Annotated in this window: 18 protein-coding genes; 17 read left to right on the top strand and 1 reads right to left on the bottom strand. The window is 71.2% G+C overall.

The annotated features are described in order from the left end of the window. Positions 1-23: 23 nt before the first annotated feature. The 4 genes from ACF07N_RS06020 (at position 24) to ffh (ending at position 5,806) form a co-directional block, all read left to right on the top strand. Positions 24-1,367 carry an ammonium transporter gene (locus ACF07N_RS06020; protein ID WP_383325776.1) on the top strand — a complete coding sequence of 448 codons (1,344 nt, stop codon included), beginning with the start codon at positions 24-26 and terminating at the stop codon, positions 1,365-1,367. Then, entirely contained in the window at positions 1,364-1,702 is a 339-nt protein-coding gene (locus ACF07N_RS06015) for a P-II family nitrogen regulator (protein WP_030231663.1), read from the top strand. The genes ACF07N_RS06020 and ACF07N_RS06015 overlap by 4 nt, the downstream gene beginning before the upstream one ends. 28 nt (positions 1,703-1,730) lie before the next feature. Then, a complete protein-coding gene (locus tag ACF07N_RS06010) occupies positions 1,731-4,178 on the top strand; it encodes a [protein-PII] uridylyltransferase (protein ID WP_392109013.1) in 2,448 nt (815 codons plus the stop codon). 83 nt (positions 4,179-4,261) lie between these two features. Beyond that, positions 4,262-5,806, top strand: a complete 1,545-nt coding sequence (gene ffh / locus ACF07N_RS06005) for a signal recognition particle protein (protein WP_383325783.1) — start codon at positions 4,262-4,264, stop codon at positions 5,804-5,806. Between the two features lie 78 nt (positions 5,807-5,884). Here ffh and ACF07N_RS06000 read toward each other — a convergent pair whose 3' ends face one another. Continuing rightward, complete coding sequence (locus tag ACF07N_RS06000) at positions 5,885-6,739, bottom strand: methyltransferase domain-containing protein (RefSeq protein ID WP_392109009.1); 855 nt, start codon at positions 6,737-6,739, stop codon at positions 5,885-5,887. A 198-nt stretch (positions 6,740-6,937) separates the two neighbouring features. On the opposite strand from ACF07N_RS06000, the gene proS reads away from it, so the two are divergent. From proS to ACF07N_RS05935, 13 genes are all read left to right on the top strand, one after another. Next, positions 6,938-8,353 (top strand): proline--tRNA ligase, encoded by a 1,416-nt coding sequence (gene proS, locus ACF07N_RS05995; RefSeq protein WP_392109006.1) that lies wholly within the window; start codon positions 6,938-6,940, stop codon positions 8,351-8,353. Positions 8,354-8,623: 270 nt separating this feature from the next. Next, on the top strand, positions 8,624-9,226 hold the full coding sequence (locus ACF07N_RS05990) for a hypothetical protein (RefSeq protein WP_094055768.1): 603 nt from the start codon (positions 8,624-8,626) through the stop codon (positions 9,224-9,226). Positions 9,227-9,513: 287 nt separating this feature from the next. After that, entirely contained in the window at positions 9,514-9,933 is a 420-nt protein-coding gene (rpsP, locus tag ACF07N_RS05985) for a 30S ribosomal protein S16 (protein WP_365094391.1), read from the top strand. 2 nt (positions 9,934-9,935) lie between these two features. Next, positions 9,936-10,175, top strand: coding sequence for an RNA-binding protein (locus ACF07N_RS05980; RefSeq protein WP_003973401.1), 240 nt, complete (start codon positions 9,936-9,938; stop codon positions 10,173-10,175). An 84-nt stretch (positions 10,176-10,259) separates the two neighbouring features. Next, positions 10,260-10,802, top strand: coding sequence for a ribosome maturation factor RimM (gene rimM, locus ACF07N_RS05975; RefSeq protein ID WP_383325793.1), 543 nt, complete (start codon positions 10,260-10,262; stop codon positions 10,800-10,802). After that, positions 10,802-11,635, top strand: a complete 834-nt coding sequence (trmD, locus tag ACF07N_RS05970; RefSeq protein WP_392109001.1) for a tRNA (guanosine(37)-N1)-methyltransferase TrmD — start codon at positions 10,802-10,804, stop codon at positions 11,633-11,635. Before rimM ends, trmD begins: the two co-directional genes overlap by 1 nt. Positions 11,636-11,771: 136 nt before the next feature. Beyond that, a complete protein-coding gene (gene rplS, locus ACF07N_RS05965) occupies positions 11,772-12,122 on the top strand; it encodes a 50S ribosomal protein L19 (protein WP_030852073.1) in 351 nt (116 codons plus the stop codon). A 45-nt stretch (positions 12,123-12,167) separates the two neighbouring features. Next, positions 12,168-12,896 (top strand): signal peptidase I, encoded by a 729-nt coding sequence (lepB, locus tag ACF07N_RS05960; RefSeq protein WP_392108998.1) that lies wholly within the window; start codon positions 12,168-12,170, stop codon positions 12,894-12,896. After that, positions 12,889-13,980 (top strand): signal peptidase I, encoded by a 1,092-nt coding sequence (gene lepB / locus ACF07N_RS05955; protein ID WP_392108995.1) that lies wholly within the window; start codon positions 12,889-12,891, stop codon positions 13,978-13,980. Before lepB (ACF07N_RS05960) ends, lepB (ACF07N_RS05955) begins: the two co-directional genes overlap by 8 nt. Beyond that, positions 13,868-14,830 (top strand): signal peptidase I, encoded by a 963-nt coding sequence (lepB, locus tag ACF07N_RS05950; protein WP_392108993.1) that lies wholly within the window; start codon positions 13,868-13,870, stop codon positions 14,828-14,830. The genes lepB (ACF07N_RS05955) and lepB (ACF07N_RS05950) overlap by 113 nt, the downstream gene beginning before the upstream one ends. A 75-nt stretch (positions 14,831-14,905) precedes the next feature. Then, the gene (gene lepB / locus ACF07N_RS05945) at positions 14,906-15,685 is read left to right on the top strand and encodes a signal peptidase I (protein ID WP_392108990.1); all 780 of its coding nucleotides are present in this window, start codon (positions 14,906-14,908) and stop codon (positions 15,683-15,685) included. Next, positions 15,675-16,199: an NUDIX hydrolase gene (locus ACF07N_RS05940; protein WP_392108987.1), complete on the top strand. Its 525-nt coding sequence runs from the start codon at positions 15,675-15,677 to the stop codon at positions 16,197-16,199. Before lepB (ACF07N_RS05945) ends, ACF07N_RS05940 begins: the two co-directional genes overlap by 11 nt. 56 nt (positions 16,200-16,255) lie before the next feature. Then, positions 16,256-16,564, top strand: a complete 309-nt coding sequence (locus tag ACF07N_RS05935) for a DUF2469 domain-containing protein (protein WP_003993268.1) — start codon at positions 16,256-16,258, stop codon at positions 16,562-16,564. The last annotated feature ends 46 nt before the right edge of the window (positions 16,565-16,610 follow it).

Here is a 16,610-nt window from a genome sequence, read left to right as displayed (position 1 = left end):
GTACCAATGACGAGGAGACGCCGATGGCACCAGCCATCACCCTTGCCGCAGAAGCGCCCAAGCTGTCTGCCGCGAACACAGGGTTCATGCTCATCTGTTCCGCCCTGGTGATGCTCATGACCCCGGGCCTGGCCTTCTTCTACGGAGGCATGGTCCGCGTCAAGAGCACCCTGAACATGCTGATGATGAGCTTCATCAGCCTCGGGATCGTCACCGTCCTGTGGGTGCTGTACGGCTTCTCCATGGCGTTCGGCACCGACTCCGGCAGCCTCATCGGCTGGAACTCCGACTGGGTCGGCCTCGGCAACATCGGCCTGACCGAACTGTGGGACGGCTACACCATCCCGGTGTTCGTCTTCCTGGTCTTCCAGCTGATGTTCGCGATCATCACGCCCGCCCTGATCAGCGGCGCCCTCGCGGACCGCGTGAAGTTCAGCGCCTGGGCCCTGTTCGTCGCCCTGTGGGCCACGGTCGTCTACTTCCCGGTCGCGCACTGGGTCTGGGGCGCCGGCGGCTGGGCCTTCGAACTGGGTGTGATCGACTTCGCCGGCGGTACGGCGGTCCACATCAACGCCGGTGCCGCCGCGCTCGGCGTGATCCTGGTCATCGGCAAGCGCGTCGGCTTCAAGAAGGACCCGATGCGCCCGCACAGCCTCCCGCTGGTCATGCTCGGCGCCGGTCTGCTGTGGTTCGGCTGGTTCGGCTTCAACGCCGGCTCCTGGCTCGGCAACGACGACGGCGTGGGCGCGCTGATGTTCGTCAACACCCAGGTCGCCACCGCCGCCGCCGTCCTCGGCTGGCTCGCCTACGAGAAGATCCGGCACGGCGCGTTCACCACCCTCGGCGCCGCCTCCGGCGCGGTCGCGGGCCTGGTCGCCATCACCCCGGCCGGCGGCGCGATCTCCCCGCTGGGCGCCATCGCCGTCGGTGTCATCGCCGGTGTCCTGTGCGCCATGGCCGTCGGGCTGAAGTACAAGTTCGGCTACGACGACTCCCTCGACGTCGTCGGCGTCCACCTGGTCGGTGGCATCCTCGGCTCCCTGCTCATCGGCTTCTTCGCCACCGGCAAGGGCCAGTCCGACGTCGCGGGCCTGTTCTACGGGGGCGGCCTGGACCAGTTCTGGAAGCAGTGCGCCGGTGTCTTCGGTGTCCTCGCCTACTCCCTGATCGTCTCCGCGATCCTCGCCTTCCTCCTCGACAAGACCATGGGCATGCGGGTCTCCGAGGACGACGAGGTCGCCGGCATCGACCAGGCCGAGCACGCCGAGACCGCATACGACTTCAGCGGCGCCGGTGGCGGTGCCGCCAAGACCGCCGCCGTCGCGGCCGCCGTGGCCGGGGCCGAGAGTAAGAAGGTGGACGCATGAAGCTCATCACCGCCGTCGTGAAGCCGCACCGGCTCGACGAGATCAAGGAGGCCCTCCAGGCCTTCGGCGTACACGGCCTGACGGTCACCGAGGCCAGCGGCTACGGTCGTCAGCGGGGGCACACCGAGGTCTACCGGGGTGCCGAGTACACCGTCGACCTCGTCCCCAAGATCCGCATCGAGGTCCTGGTCGAGGACGACGACGCCGAGCAGCTGATCGACGTCGTGGTCAAGGCCGCCCGCACCGGCAAGATCGGTGACGGCAAGGTCTGGTCCATCCCGGTCGAGACGGCCGTACGGGTCCGGACCGGCGAGCGCGGTCCCGACGCGCTCTGAGGCAGGAAAACAGAACAGGAGTCGCCGGGTGACGGGTACGGACGTGCGGAACGAAGCAGAGGACTCGGGACCCAGCGGCTACGCGGCGGCCCGGCTGCGCCTCCTCACCGAGGAGGTGCGGTCCGGGCCGCCGCGCCGTGCGGCCCTGGCCGAACTGACCGACGAGTGGCTCGCGGGCCTGTTCACCGCGGGCGCCGAGGGACTGCGCGGCGCCTCCCTGGTCGCCGTCGGCGGGTACGGCCGCGGTGAGCTGTCCCCGCGCAGCGACCTCGACCTGCTCCTGCTGCACGACGGCGGCGACACCAAGGCGGTCGCCGCCCTCGCCGACCGGCTCTGGTACCCCGTCTGGGACCTCGGCCTCGACCTCGACCACTCCGTGCGCACCCCGGCCGAGGCCCGCAGGACCGCCGGCGAGGACCTCAAGGTCCAGCTCGGCCTGCTGGACGCCCGGCACATCGCCGGTGACCTCGGCCTCACCGCGTCCCTGCGCACCGCCGTCCTCGCGGACTGGCGCAACCAGGCGCCCAAGCGCCTGCCCGAACTCCAGGAACTCTGCGCCGAGCGCGCCGAGCGGCAGGGCGAGCTGCAGTACCTGCTGGAGCCCGACCTGAAGGAGGCCCGCGGCGGGCTGCGCGACGCCACCGCCCTGCGGGCCGTCGCCGCCTCCTGGCTCGCCGACGCCCCGCGCGAGGGCCTCGCCGACGCCCGGCGCCGCCTCCTCGACGTCCGCGACGCCCTGCACCTGGCCACCGGGCGGGCGACCGACCGGCTCGCCCTCCAGGAGCAGGACCAGGTCGCCGCCGAGCTCGGCCTGCTCGACGCGGACACCCTGCTGCGGCAGGTCTACGAAGCCGCCCGGGTCGTCTCGTACGCCAGCGACGTCACCTGGCGCGAGGTGGGGCGGGTGCTGCGGTCACGCGCCGTGCGGCCCCGGCTGCGCGCCATGCTGGGCGGCGGGAAGCCGACCGCCGAGCGCTCCCCGCTGGCCGAGGGCGTCGTCGAGCAGGACGGCGAGGTGGTGCTCGCCCGCGCCGCGCGCCCCGAGCGTGACCCCGTCCTGCCGCTGCGCGCCGCTGCCGCCGCCGCGCAGGCCGGACTGCCGCTGTCGCTGCACGCCGTACGGCGCCTCGCGGCCACCGTGCGCCCGCTGCCCACGCCCTGGCCCGCCGAGGCGCGCGAGCAGCTCGTCACCCTGCTCGGCTCCGGCCGCCCGACCGTGGAGGTCTGGGAGGCGCTGGAGGCCGAAGGGCTGATCACCCGGCTGCTGCCCGACTGGGAGCGGGTCCGCTGCCGCCCGCAGCGCAACGCCGTGCACCTGTGGACCGTCGACCGGCACCTCATCGAGACCGCCGTGCGCGCCTCCGCGTTCACCCGCCGGGTCAGCCGCCCCGACCTGCTGCTGGTCGCCGCGCTGCTGCACGACATCGGCAAGGGCTGGCCCGGCGACCACTCGGTGGCCGGCGAGATCATCGCCAAGGACGTGGCCGCCCGCATCGGCTTCGACCGGCACGACGTGGCCGTCGTCGCCACCCTCGTCCGCCACCACCTGCTCCTCGTCGAGACCGCCACCCGGCGCGACCTGGAGGACCCGGCCACCGTGCGCGCGGTCGCCGACGCCGTCGGCTCCCCGGGCACCCTGGAGCTGCTGCACGCGCTCACCGAGGCGGACGCCCTGGCCACCGGCCCGGCCGCCTGGTCGTCCTGGCGCGGCTCGCTCGTCACCCAGCTGGTCGAACGGGTCGCGGCGGTGCTCGCCGGCGACCTCCCGGACGACCCCGAGGACGCGGCGCCCACCGCCGAGCAGGAGCGGCTCGCCCTGGAGGCGGCCGCGACCGCCAGCCCCGTGCTGTCCCTGCGCGCCCAGACCGAGCCGCCCGCCGGGCAGGAGCCGTCCGGCGACCCCGAGCCGCTCGGCGTGGAGCTGCTCATCGCCGTCCCCGACCAGCCCGGGGTGCTGCCCGCGGTGGCCGGGGTCCTCGCCGTGCACCGGCTGACCGTACGCACCGCCGAGCTGCGGTCGCTGACCCTGCCCGACGGGGTCGACGGATCCGTCCTGCTGCTGGACTGGCGGGTCGCCGCCGAGTACGGCTCGCTGCCGCAGGCCGCCCGGCTGCGCGCGGACCTGGTCCGGGCCCTGGACGGCTCGCTGGACATCGCCGCCCGCCTCGCCGAGCGGGACGCGGCCTATCCGCGCCGCCGGGGCGTGGTCGCGCCCCCGCCGAGGGTGTCGGTCCACCCCGCCGCCTCCCGGCTGGCCACCGTCATCGAGGTCCGTTCCCAGGACGCCCCCGGCCTGCTGTTCCGCATCGGCCGCGCCCTGGAGGACGCGGGCGTGCGGGTGCGCAGCGCCCACGTCTCCACGCTCGGCGCCAACGCCGTGGACGCCTTCTACGTCACCGGCCCGGAGGGCGCGCCGCTGCCCGGTGACGAGGCCGAGTCGGTGGCGCGGAAGCTGGAGGAGACACTGCGCGGGTGAGGGCGACCCGGCGACTTGTCACGCCGGGATACCCTGGAGGGCGATTCCCCAGTCTGTCTCCGACCCCGAGGACCGCGAGCGCCGTGTTCGATACTCTCTCCGATCGCCTCTCAGCGACCTTCAAGAACCTGCGCGGCAAGGGACGGCTCTCCGAGGCGGACATCGACGCCACGGCGCGCGAGATCCGCATCGCGCTGCTCGAGGCGGACGTGGCGCTCCCGGTCGTCCGGACGTTCATCAAGAACGTCAAGGAGCGCGCCCTCGGAGCCGAGGTCTCCCGCGCGCTGAACCCGGCCCAGCAGGTCCTCAAGATCGTCAACGAGGAACTGGTCACCATCCTCGGCGGCGAGACGCGGCGCCTGCGCTTCGCCAAGCAGCCGCCCACCGTGATCATGCTGGCCGGTCTGCAGGGTGCCGGTAAGACCACCCTCGCGGGCAAGCTCGGCCGCTGGCTGAAGGAGCAGGGCCACTCGCCGCTGCTCGTCGCCTGCGACCTGCAGCGCCCCAACGCCGTGAACCAGCTCAGCGTGGTCGCCGAGCGCGCCGGTGTCGCCGTCTACGCCCCGGAACCGGGCAACGGCGTGGGCGACCCGGTCAAGGTCGCCAAGGACTCCATCGACTTCGCCAAGTCCAAGGTCCACGACATCGTGATCGTGGACACCGCCGGCCGGCTCGGCATCGACCAGGAGATGATGCAGCAGGCCGCGGACATCCGCGACGCCGTCTCCCCGGACGAGATCCTCTTCGTCGTCGACGCGATGATCGGCCAGGACGCGGTCAACACCGCCGAGGCCTTCCGCGACGGCGTCGGCTTCGACGGCGTGGTGCTCTCCAAGCTCGACGGCGACGCCCGCGGTGGTGCCGCCCTGTCGATCCGGCAGATCACCGGCAAGCCGATCATGTTCGCCTCGAACGGCGAGAAGCTCGACGACTTCGACGCCTTCCACCCGGACCGGATGGCCTCCCGCATCCTCGACATGGGTGACCTGCTCACCCTGATCGAGCAGGCGGAGAAGACGTTCAGCCAGGAAGAGGCCGAGAAGATGGCCTCCAAGCTGGCGTCCAAGAAGGGCCAGGACTTCACCCTGGACGACTTCCTGGCCCAGATGGAGCAGGTCCGCAAGATGGGCTCCATCTCCAAGCTGCTCGGCATGCTGCCGGGCATGGGCCAGATGAAGGACCAGATCCAGAACCTGGACGAGCGGGACGTCGACCGCACGGCGGCCATCATCAAGTCGATGACCCCGGGCGAGCGCCAGGACCCGACGATCATCAACGGCTCGCGCCGCGCCCGTATCGCGCGGGGTTCCGGTGTCGAGGTCAGCGCGGTGAAGAACCTGGTCGAGCGGTTCTTCGAGGCCCGCAAGATGATGTCCCGCATGGCCCAGGGCGGCATGCCGGGGATGCCCGGGATGCCGGGCATGGGCGGCGGTCCCGGCCGGGCGAAGAAGAAGCAGAAGCAGGCCAAGGGCAAGCAGCGCTCCGGCAACCCGATGAAGCGCAAGCAGCAGGAGCAGGAGGCCGCCGCCCGCCGCGCGGCCGCCGCCGAAGGCGGTGCGTTCGGTCTGCCCCAGCAGGGCGCCAAGGACTTCGAACTTCCCGACGAGTTCAAGAAGTTCATGGGCTGACGACCCGCTCCCGTACGACGACGCCGAGGGCGCTCCTTCCCTGAAGGGGCGCCCTCCGGTCGTGTCAGGCGCCGTACGTCACGGCGTCCGGGCGATCAGGTAGCGGAACACGTTCGGCATCCACACGGTGCCGTCCCGGCGCTGGTGCGGGTGCAGGGCCTCGGTCAGCTCCTTGTCCACCTGCACCTGGTCCGTGGCCCGCATCGCCGTGTCGAAGAGCCCGGTCGACTTCAGTCCGCGCACCGCGCTGTCCACGTCGGCGTAGCCGAACGGGCAGGCCACCCGGCCCGAGCCGTCCGGCTTGAGCCCGGCCCGCCGGGCCACGTCCTCCAGGTCGTCGCGCCGGGCCGGGCGCCAGCTGCCCGGGGTGCGCAACGGCTCCGCCAGCTTCGTCGCGACCCGCAGCACGGACGCGGTGGCGCACCGCTCCGGCGGACCCCAGCCGGCCAGCACCACGGCGGCACCGCGCTCGGCGAGCGGTGTCGCCTCCGCGAGCAGTCCGCCCAGTCCCTCCGAGTCGCCCGCCAGGCACCCGATCGGCTCGAAGGCCGTCACCAGGGTGTAGCCGGCGGCGTCCGGCTGCGCCGTGTCCCCGGGGGAGCCGTCCACCAGCCGGGTGTCCGGACGTGTACCGGTACCGGACGCCCCGGGCAGCAGCCGCTCCCGCGCGAGGGCCACTCTTTCGGGGGATGTGTCGACACCGGTGACCGCCGCTCCCCGGGCGGCGGCCATCAGCAGGGCGAGTCCGGAACCGCAGCCGAGGCCGAGCAGCCGCGTGGCAGGACCCACTTCCAGTCGCTCGTAGACGGCCTCGTAGAGCGGTACGAGCATCCGCTCCTGGATCTCGGACCAGTCACGCGCGCGTGCACGCAGGTCCACGCGGGGTGCCGCCCCCGCGTGAGGCTGGTGCTGCCGCACGAGCGTAGGTGTCATAAGTAAGCGCCCCAATCCGCCGAGAGTTGCCTCTTGCCGCTTCCATGGCCCCCGTGACAGTGCGCTCGCACTACCCCCGTATGCCAGGAAACTCCCCCCTCGACCCGTCGTCCAGTGGAATGCGGCAGGGCTTGTGAGATGTCATGTGCCGGTGGCGAGATTTCACATTCCGGCAACCTCCGCCCGTACCATCGCGCCATGGCCAAGGCACCCGTACTCACGCCCCGCGCGGACGATTTCCCGCGCTGGTACCAGGACCTGATCACCAAGGCGGAGCTCGCCGACAACGGGCCGGTGCGCGGCACCATGGTCATCCGGCCGTACGGGTACGGGCTGTGGGAGCGGATGCAGTCCGAGATGGACGCGCGCATCAAGGCCACGGGCACCCAGAACGCCTACTTCCCGCTGCTCATCCCGCAGTCGTACCTCACCAAGGAAGCCGAGCACGTCGAGGGCTTCGCGCCGGAACTGGCCGTGGTCACCCACGGCGGCGGCAAGGAACTCGAAGAGCCCGCGGTGGTCCGCCCCACCTCCGAGATGATCATCAACGATTACTTCTCCAAGTGGGTGCAGAGCTACCGCGATCTGCCGCTGCTCATCAACCAGTGGGCGAACGTCGTGCGCTGGGAGCTGCGGCCGCGTCTCTTCCTGCGCACGACCGAGTTCCTCTGGCAGGAGGGCCACACCGCGCACGCCACGTACGAGGAGGCGCGCGACTTCGCCGCGCACATCCACCGGCGGGTCTACGAGGACTTCATGGTGAACGTCCTCGCGATGGACGTCGTCCCCGGCCGCAAGACGGCCAGGGAACGCTTCGCGGGCGCGGTCAACACCCTCACGCTCGAAGGCATGATGGGCGACGGCAAGGCCCTGCAGATGGCCACGAGCCACGAACTGGGCCAGAACTTCGCCAAGGCGTTCCAGACGCAGTACCTGTCGAAGGACGGCAGGCAGGAACTGGTCTGGCAGACCTCCTGGGGATCCACCACGCGCATGATCGGCGCGCTGGTGATGATGCACGGCGACGACGACGGCCTGCGCGTCCCGCCCCGGCTGGCGCAGATCCAGGCCGTGGTGCTCGCGATCAAGGGCGACGAGCCGGTTCTGGCCAAGGTCCGCGAGGTCGGCGACCGGCTGCGGGCGGCCGGGGTCCGCGTGCACGTCGACGACCGCACCGACACCCCCTTCGGCCGCCGCGCGGTCGACTGGGAGCTCAAGGGCGTGCCCGTCCGCATCGAGATCGGCCCGCGCGACCTGGAGAACGGCACCGCGATGCTGGCCCGCCGCATCCCGGGAGGCAAGGAGCCGGTTTCCCTGGACGACCTGGCGGAGCTGCTGCCCAAGGTCCTGGAGGAGGACCAGGGCCTGCTGCTGAGGCAGTCCCGCGAGCGCCGCGAGTCCCGCACGGCCGACGTCACGACGACCGAGGAGGCCGTCGAGGCCGCCACGGCCGGCGGCTGGGCGCGCATCCCGTGGGCGGTGCTCGGCGAGGCGGGCGAGGCCGCGCTCGCCGAGCACGGGGTGACCGTACGGTGTCTGGTCGCCGAGGACGGGTCGGTGCCGGCCGACGGTGACGCACCCGGTAACGTCGCGGTCGTCGCACGCGCTTACTGAAGCGCGCACCCAACGGCCGGCCGAGGCGCAAGGCGACCGAAACGCCTCTTGCGTCCCGGCGGACCCCTGGCTCCCCGGCGCGCGGACATCCCCTACGCGCCGGGGCGTACGCGTGGCTACGCACCACCTTGTGGTGAGCTGTGAGGCTTCTCCACAGATCAGCGCACGCGCCCTCGTCAGGACGCATCAGAGGCAACTGACGGGTACGTGCAAATTATTTGGGATGGCCCGGAATCGGAACACTGGGGCACCCCGGCTCGTTGTCATTACGTGAGCACGACACAGACACCACCTGTTCTCGCCGCAGAGCTGGCACAGGCGTGGGCCGACATTCAGCGGTACCACCCCGAGCTGCCCGACCTTGCCGCGCCAGAGTCCCTGATCGGGGAGTCGTCGTCCGCGTGCGGTCACGAGCTCTCCTTCGAGCGACTGCTCCATGAGGCAGTCCATGGCATCGCCGCCGCGCGCGGCGTCCGCGACACGTCCCGTGCCGGCCGCTACCACAACCGCAGATTCCTCGCGATCGCCGAGGAGCTGGGCCTTGACCACCCCGAGGAACCGCACCCCAGCAGCGGCTTCTCCCTGGTCACGCTCACGCCCGAGGCGAAGCGCCGCTACCGCCCGACGATGGAGCGCCTCCAGCGCGCCCTCAAGGCCCACACCGCCGCGACCTCCTCCGACACCTCCCGTACCTTCCGGGGCCCGGCCGCGCGGCACGGCTCCTCGGGCGGCGGCGTGCGCGTCAAGGCGGTCTGCGACTGCGGGCGCAACGTCCGCGTCGTCCCGTCGGTCCTCGCCCAGGCCCCCATCGTCTGTGGTGGCTGCGGCAAGCCGTTCCGGATCCCCGAGGTCGTGGGAGCCGTCGCGAGCTGACGTCGCGCACCGGCATCTCGTGGCTGCCGGTCGAGACGGACCGCCGGAACGGGCCGGCACCCGGCGTGCCTCACCCGCACGCCGGGTGCCGCTTCGGCGTGCCCGGGCGCGGCACACCCCTGGCCGGAGCGACCCCCGGGGTGTGGCACAATGGCTAGCTGTACTCGACAGCCGCACAGGAACCCTCTCGCCTCCGGCTGACGCGTCCATCGGGCACTCGGGTACCGCAACCCCACGCGGCTCTCTCGCCGTGCCCAACCACGTCAAATCCAGGAGAACCCACTCCCGTGGCAGTCAAGATCAAGCTGAAGCGTCTGGGCAAGATCCGTTCGCCTCACTACCGCATCGTCGTCGCCGACTCCCGCACCCGTCGTGACGGCCGTGCGATCGAGGAGATCGGCAAGTACCACCCGACGTACAACCCGTCGGTGATCGAGGTCGACGCGGACCGTGTCGCGTACTGGCTGGGTGTCGGCGCGCAGCCGACCGAGCCCGTGCTCGCCATCCTCAAGAAGACCGGCGACTGGCAGAAGTTCAAGGGCGAGCCGGCTCCGGCCCCGCTCCTGACGCAGCCCGAGAAGGCCGCGCGTCCGTCGTTCGAGGCTCTCGGCGGCGACGACGAGGGCAAGGGTGAGGCCATCACCCAGAAGAAGAAGGCTGAGAAGAAGGACGACGCCGCCGCTGAGTCCGCTTCGACCGAGGCCTGAGCATGCTCGAGGAGGCTCTCGAGCACCTCGTGAAGGGCATCGTCGACAACCCTGACGATGTGCAGGTCGCCTCGCGCAACCTGCGTCGCGGGCGGGTGCTCGAGGTCCGGGTCCACCCGGACGACCTCGGCAAGGTGATCGGCCGCAACGGCCGCACCGCACGCGCCCTGCGCACCGTCGTGGGCGCCATCGGCGGTCGCGGCGTCCGCGTCGACCTCGTCGACGTGGACCACGTCCGCTGACGCTTATCGCGCAACCGGCTCGGGCCGGGGAGGGCCACAGGGCCGTCCCCGGCCCGCAGTCGTATGACAAGGAGACTTGGACAGGTGCAGCTGGTAGTCGCACGGATCGGCCGTGCCCATGGCATCAAGGGTGAGGTCACCGTCGAGGTACGGACCGACGAGCCCGAGCTGAGGCTCGCCCCCGGGGCCGTCCTCGCCACCGATCCCCCCTCCGCGGGACCGCTCACCATCGAGACGGGCCGCGTCCACAGCGGCCGTCTCCTGCTGCGCTTCGAGGGCGTCCGCGACCGCACCGGCGCCGAGGCCCTGCGCAACACCCTCCTGATCGCCGAGGTCGACCCGGAGGAACTGCCCGAGGGCGAGGACGAGTACTACGACCACCAGCTCGTCGACCTCGACGTGGTCACCGCCGACGGCACGGAAGTGGGGCGGATCACGGAGATCTCGCACCTGCCCACCCAGGACCTGTTCATCGTCGAACGGCCCGACGGCAGCGAGGTGATGATCCCCTTCGTGGAGGAGATCGTCGCCGAGATCGACCTGGAGGAGCAGAAGGCCGTCATCACCCCGCCGCCGGGCCTGATCGACGACCGCGCCGAGATCGCCTCCAGCCGGGACGAGTCCTGATGCGCCTCGACGTCGTCACGATCTTCCCCGAGTACCTGGAACCGCTGAACGTCTCCCTCGTCGGCAAGGCACGCGCGCGAGGACAGCTCGACGTCCACGTCCACGACCTGCGGTCCTGGACCTACGACCGCCACAACACCGTCGACGACACCCCCTACGGCGGCGGCCCCGGCATGGTGATGAAGACCGAGCCCTGGGGCGACGCCCTGGACTCCGTCCTGGCCGACGGCTACGAGACCGGCTCCCGCGAGCCCGCGCTCATCGTGCCCACCCCCAGCGGCCGTCCCTTCACCCAGGAACTCGCCGTCCACCTCTCCGAACGCCCCTGGCTGATCTTCACCCCGGCCCGCTACGAGGGCATCGACCGGCGCGTCGTCGACGAGTACGCCACCCGGATGCCGGTCTACGAGGTCTCCATCGGCGACTACGTCCTGGCCGGCGGCGAGGCGGCCGTGCTCGTCGTCACCGAGGCCGTGGCGCGGCTGCTGCCGGGCGTCCTGGGCAACGCCGAGTCCCACCGGGACGACTCCTTCGCGCCCGGCGCCATGGCCAACCTGCTCGAAGGGCCCGTCTACACCAAGCCGCCCCAGTGGCGCGGCCGGGACATCCCCGACGTGCTGCTCAGCGGGCACCACGGGAAGATCGCCCGCTGGCGCCGGGACGAGGCCCTCAGGCGCACCACCGCCCACCGGCCCGACCTCATCGAGCGGTGCGACCCGAAGGCCTTCGACAAGAAGGACCGCGAGATGCTCTCCATCCTGGGCTGGGCCCCGGACCCGGCGGGGGAGCCGTACGGCCGATTTTGGCGCAGGACCGAGGGCATGGAAGAATAGCCAGCTGTTGTGCGTCCGTCCGGCGTGCGCCCCTGCCACAGGGGGAGACGACGTCCGCCCCGACCCGCACACACCTGATCCCGAAACACCTAGTTTCCGTTGATGACCTGTGGCATCAGCGAGGAAAGCAGACGAAATGTCTCACCTGCTCGACACCGTCGACTCCGCGTCGCTGCGCAGCGACGTCCCCGCCTTCCGCCCGGGCGACACGGTCAACGTGCACGTCCGCGTCATCGAGGGCAACCGCTCCCGTGTGCAGCAGTTCAAGGGCGTCGTGATCCGCCGCCAGGGCTCCGGCGTGCGCGAGACCTTCACGGTCCGCAAGGTCTCCTTCTCCGTCGGCGTCGAGCGCACCTTCCCGGTGCACACCCCGATCGTGGAGAAGATCGAGCTCGTCACCAAGGGTGACGTCCGCCGCGCCAAGCTGTACTACCTGCGCGAGCTGCGCGGCAAGGCCGCGAAGATCAAGGAGAAGCGCGAGAACTGAGCGCTCTCCGGGGTTCACGTCGGAGCCGGATAGCATCTGGCTCCGATGGACACCGAAGCACAGCACACGGAGCGCGACCGCTCCTCCCGCCCTTCCGGCTCCGGGGACACCCCCTCGGACTCCGCGGGGCCGGAGGAACGGTCGCGTTCCGCGTTGCTGTCGCGGGCCGGCTCCTGGCTGCCGGGCGGCCGGATCACCCTCACCCTGCTGACCTGCCTGCTGTTCCTGCTGTTCCTCAGCACCTTCGTGCTGCGGCCCTTCCAGATCCCGAGCGGATCCATGGAACGGGGATTGAGGATCGGGGACCGGGTTCTCGTAAATAAGTTGGCGTACCGTTTCGGTGCCGCGCCGCAGCGGGGAGACATCGTCGTGTTCGACGGGACCGGGTCCTTCGGGCACGCGGACTACATCAAACGCGTTGTCGGCGTGGGGGGAGACCACGTGGTCTGCTGCGACAAGGAGGGGAGGATCCGGGTGAACGGCCGGCCGGTCGACGAGTCGGGCTTCCTGTACCCCGGGGACAGCCCGTCCGAGGTGTCCTTCGACGTCGTGGTGCCCGACGCCAGGCTCTTCGTCCTCGGCGACCACCGCGGCGACTCCAGCGACTCCCGCGACCACCTCGGCTCGCCCGGCGGCGGCATGGTCCCGGTCGGCGACGTCATCGGCCGCGCCGACTGGATCGTCTGGCCCTTCGCGCACGCCACCCGGCTGCACCGCCCCGACGCCTACGCGCGCGTGCCCGCCCCCGCCGCGAAGGCGGGCGCCCATGGGTAACCGCGGCAAACCGCGCGGGGTGCCCGCGAGCCCCGCGGACAACCTGCTGCCCACCGGCGCCCGGCGCGCCTCCGGCCCGTCCACCGGCCGCTCCCGCGCCGAGCGGCGCAAACTGCAGAAGAAGGTCAAGCGGCGTCGCAGGCGCGGTGCCGTCAAGGAGATACCCCTTCTCGTCGGCGTCGCGGTCCTCATAGCCCTGGTGCTGAAGACCTTCCTCGTGCAGGCCTTCGTGATCCCGTCGGGCTCCATGGAGCAGACGATCCGGATCGGCGACCGTGTCCTGGTCGACAAGCTCACCCCGTGGTTCGGCTCGGAACCGAAGCGCGGGGACGTCGTCGTGTTCAAGGACCCCGGCGGCTGGCTTCAGGACGAGCAGCCCACGGCCAAGAAGGACGACCCGGTCGTCATCAAGCAGATCAAGGAGGGGCTCACCTTCATCGGTCTGCTGCCGTCGGAGAACGAGAAGGACCTCATCAAGCGGGTCGTCGGCGTCGGCGGCGACCGCGTCAAGTGCTGCGACGCGCAAGGACGCGTGACCGTCAACGACGTCCCGCTGAACGAGGACTACCTGTACCCGGGCGCCGCGCCGTCGGACACGCCGTTCGACATCACCGTCCCCGAGGGGCGCCTGTGGGTGATGGGCGACCACCGCAACAACTCCGCCGACTCCCGCGCCCACCAGGACACCGACTACGGCGGCACCGTCTCCGAGGACGAGGTCGTGGGCCGCGCCATGGTCATCGCCTGGCCGCTGGGCCACTGGACCACCCTGGAGGAGCCGAACACCTACGCCTCGGTGTCCGACTCGGGCACCGGGTCGACCGCCGCTCCCCGGCTGTCGCATAGGGTTGCCTCCGACGATTCGAACGAGACGATCCAGCTCCCGACCCCTGCGGAACTCCCGCTCGTTATGGGAGTGGTGGGCCTGCGTCGTGTGTGGGGCAGGCGGCGGCACAGAGTGAGGAGTTGGCGTGGGGGATGTGGCGGTTGGCGCACGGTCCGGACACGACGGCGAGGAGGACCGCGGACGCCCCGCGGAATCCGCCGTCCCGGCCGCGGACAGCGCCGTGACCTCCGGGAGTGACTCCGGGACAGCCGAGGGCGACAGGGTGACGGACGAGCACAGCACGGCCGAGGGCCAGGAGCCGGGCGGTACCGCCCGGACACCGAAGAAACCGCGCTCCTTCTGGAAGGAGCTGCCCATCCTGATCGGTATCGCGCTGGTGCTGGCGCTGCTGATCAAGACGTTCCTGGTGCAGGCGTTCTCCATCCCCTCCGACTCGATGCAGAACACCCTCCAGCAGGGCGACCGCGTGCTCGTCGACAAGCTCACCCCCTGGTTCGGCTCCGAGCCCGAGCGCGGCGAGGTCGTCGTCTTCCACGACCCGGACAACTGGCTGGCGGGCGAGCCGACCACGGACCCGAACGCCCTGCAGACGTTCCTCAGCTGGATCGGCCTCATGCCGTCGGTGGAGGAGAAGGACCTCATCAAGCGCGTCATCGGCGTCGGCGGCGACACGATCGAGTGCAAGAACACCGGCCCGCTGACGGTGAACGGCAAGGCCCTGAACGAGGCGTCGTACGTCTACCCCGGCAACACGCCGTGCAGCGTCGACGACCAGGGCGGCCAGTTCAAGGTCAGGGTCCCCGCGGGCTACATCTGGGTCATGGGCGACCACCGGCAGAACTCCCGGGACTCCCGCTACAACCAGTCGGACAAGAACCACGGCATGGTGCCGGTGAAGGACGTCGTCGGCCGGGCCATCGTCGTCGCCTGGCCGGTCAACCGCTGGGACACCCTGCCGGTGCCCGACACCTTCGGCCAGCCCGGTCTGAACGCCCAGCCGGCCGTCTCCCCCCTCCCGATGGCGCCGCAAGGGCTGGCGCTGGCCGCGATGGTGCCCGTGGTGTGGTGGCGGCGCCGCAAGCCGTAGCCCGCCCGGGCAGGGAAGCGCTGATTCCACCCGTCTGCTGACCCCGGCCCGTACCCCCGGGTAGGGTGCGGACCCATGGGTGGCGAGAGCATGACGCACACGGCCCCGCGCGGCAGCGGCGCGGGCACGGGCCCGGTGGGCAGCCGGACCGGACAGCGGTTGTCCGGGCTGGCCGTCGCACTGGGCCTGGTGCTTTTCCTCGGCGGGTTCGCCTGGGGCGCGGTGGTCTACCGGCCGTACACCGTGCCGACCAGCTCGATGACGCCGACGATCGACGCCGGCGACCGCATCCTCGCGCAGCGGATCGACGGCGACGCGGTCCGCCGCGGTGACGTCGTCGTCTTCAAGGACGCCACCTGGGCCAACGCACCCATGGTCAAGCGCGTGGTCGCCGTCGGCGGCGACACCGTCTCCTGCTGCCAGGACGGCAGGCTGCGCGTCAACGGCAAGGAGATCGACGAGACGTACCTGCCCGCGGACACGCCCGCCGGGACGAACAACTTCCCCACCGTGACCGTCCCCGAGGGCCGTCTCTTCCTGCTCGGCGACGAGCGCGGCAATTCCGTGGACTCCACCGCCCACCTCACCGACGCCGCCGGCGGCACGGTGGCCCGCTCCGCCGTGGACGCGCGCGTGGACGCCGTCGTCTGGCCCATGAAGGGCATGCTGGAGCGCCCCACCGGCTTCGCACCGCTCGGCGCCCTCTCCTCGCCGGGCCCGCTGCGCACGATCACCCTGCTCGTGATCGCCGGCGCCGTGCTCGTCCTGGGCGGTGGCGCGTACGGGCCCATCGCCAAGCGGACCGGCGCGGCCCGGGCCCGCCGGGCCGGCACGGAGCCCGCGGGTGTCCGCTGACGCCGTGCCCGTGGGCCAGGACACCTACGCGGGCGGGCTGCGCAAGGTCGCCCGGGTGGTCCTGCTCGACCCGCGGGACCGCATCCTGCTGCTGCACGGGCACGAGCCGGACGATCCGGCCGACGACTGGTGGTTCACCCCCGGCGGCGGCGTCGAGGGCGACGAGACCCGTGAACAGGCCGCCTTGCGGGAACTGGCCGAGGAGACGGGCATCACCGAGGTCGAGCTGGGGCCGGTGCTGTGGCGGCGGACGTGCTCCTTCCCGTTCGCGGGCCGCCGCTGGGACCAGGACGAGTGGTACTACCTCGCCCGGACGGAACGCACGGAGATCGCCGCCGCAGGGCTGACCGAACTGGAACGGCGCAGTGTCGCCGGAGCGCGCTGGTGGACGTGTCCGGAACTGAGCCGGGCACATGAGACGGTGTATCCGACCAGACTCGCCGGGCTGCTGCGCACGCTGCTCGACGAGGGTCCCCCGGCCAGGCCTGTGCTCCTCGACACGGAAATCGTCTAGGGGCTCACGGTACTGGCGCACAATGGGGGGATCGCACGGCTGAAGGGGAACATGCCATGAGCGCCGAGGACCTCGAGAAGTACGAGACCGAGATGGAGCTGAAGCTCTACCGGGAGTACCGCGATGTCGTCGGTCTGTTCAAATACGTGATCGAGACCGAGCGGCGCTTCTACCTCACCAACGACTACGAGATGCAGGTGCACTCGGTTCAGGGCGAGGTGTTCTTCGAGGTGTCCATGGCGGACGCCTGGGTGTGGGACATGTACCGGCCGGCGCGCTTCGTGAAACAGGTCCGGGTGCTGACGTTCAAGGACGTGAACATCGAGGAGCTGAACAAGAGCGACCTGGAGCTGCCGAGCGGGTGAGGCCGGGTGAGGTTCACCCCCGCGGGTGACGGGGTTGTCCACAACC

The sequence above is a fragment of the Streptomyces sp. NPDC015242 genome (assembly GCF_043079125.1).
GTDB lineage: Bacteria > Actinomycetota > Actinomycetes > Streptomycetales > Streptomycetaceae > Streptomyces.
The sequence above is the reverse complement of the archived record's forward strand: the minus strand, read 5'-3'. Positions and strand labels throughout refer to the sequence as shown.

Bases quoted from the DNA above. Each gene is read 5' to 3' on its own strand.
- ACF07N_RS06020 (WP_383325776.1), top strand. From the start codon at position 24: ATGGCACCAGCCATCACCCTTGCCGCAGAAGCGCCCAAGCTGTCTGCC.
- ACF07N_RS06015 (WP_030231663.1), top strand. From the start codon at position 1,364: ATGAAGCTCATCACCGCCGTCGTGAAGCCGCACCGGCTCGACGAGATC.
- ACF07N_RS06000 (WP_392109009.1), bottom strand. From the start codon at position 6,739: ATGACACCTACGCTCGTGCGGCAGCACCAGCCTCACGCGGGGGCGGCA.
- proS (WP_392109006.1), top strand. From the start codon at position 6,938: ATGGCCAAGGCACCCGTACTCACGCCCCGCGCGGACGATTTCCCGCGC.
- ACF07N_RS05980 (WP_003973401.1), top strand. From the start codon at position 9,936: ATGCTCGAGGAGGCTCTCGAGCACCTCGTGAAGGGCATCGTCGACAAC.
- trmD (WP_392109001.1), top strand. From the start codon at position 10,802: ATGCGCCTCGACGTCGTCACGATCTTCCCCGAGTACCTGGAACCGCTG.
- rplS (WP_030852073.1), top strand. From the start codon at position 11,772: ATGTCTCACCTGCTCGACACCGTCGACTCCGCGTCGCTGCGCAGCGAC.
- lepB (WP_392108998.1), top strand. From the start codon at position 12,168: ATGGACACCGAAGCACAGCACACGGAGCGCGACCGCTCCTCCCGCCCT.
- lepB (WP_392108995.1), top strand. From the start codon at position 12,889: ATGGGTAACCGCGGCAAACCGCGCGGGGTGCCCGCGAGCCCCGCGGAC.
- lepB (WP_392108990.1), top strand. From the start codon at position 14,906: ATGGGTGGCGAGAGCATGACGCACACGGCCCCGCGCGGCAGCGGCGCG.
- ACF07N_RS05935 (WP_003993268.1), top strand. From the start codon at position 16,256: ATGAGCGCCGAGGACCTCGAGAAGTACGAGACCGAGATGGAGCTGAAG.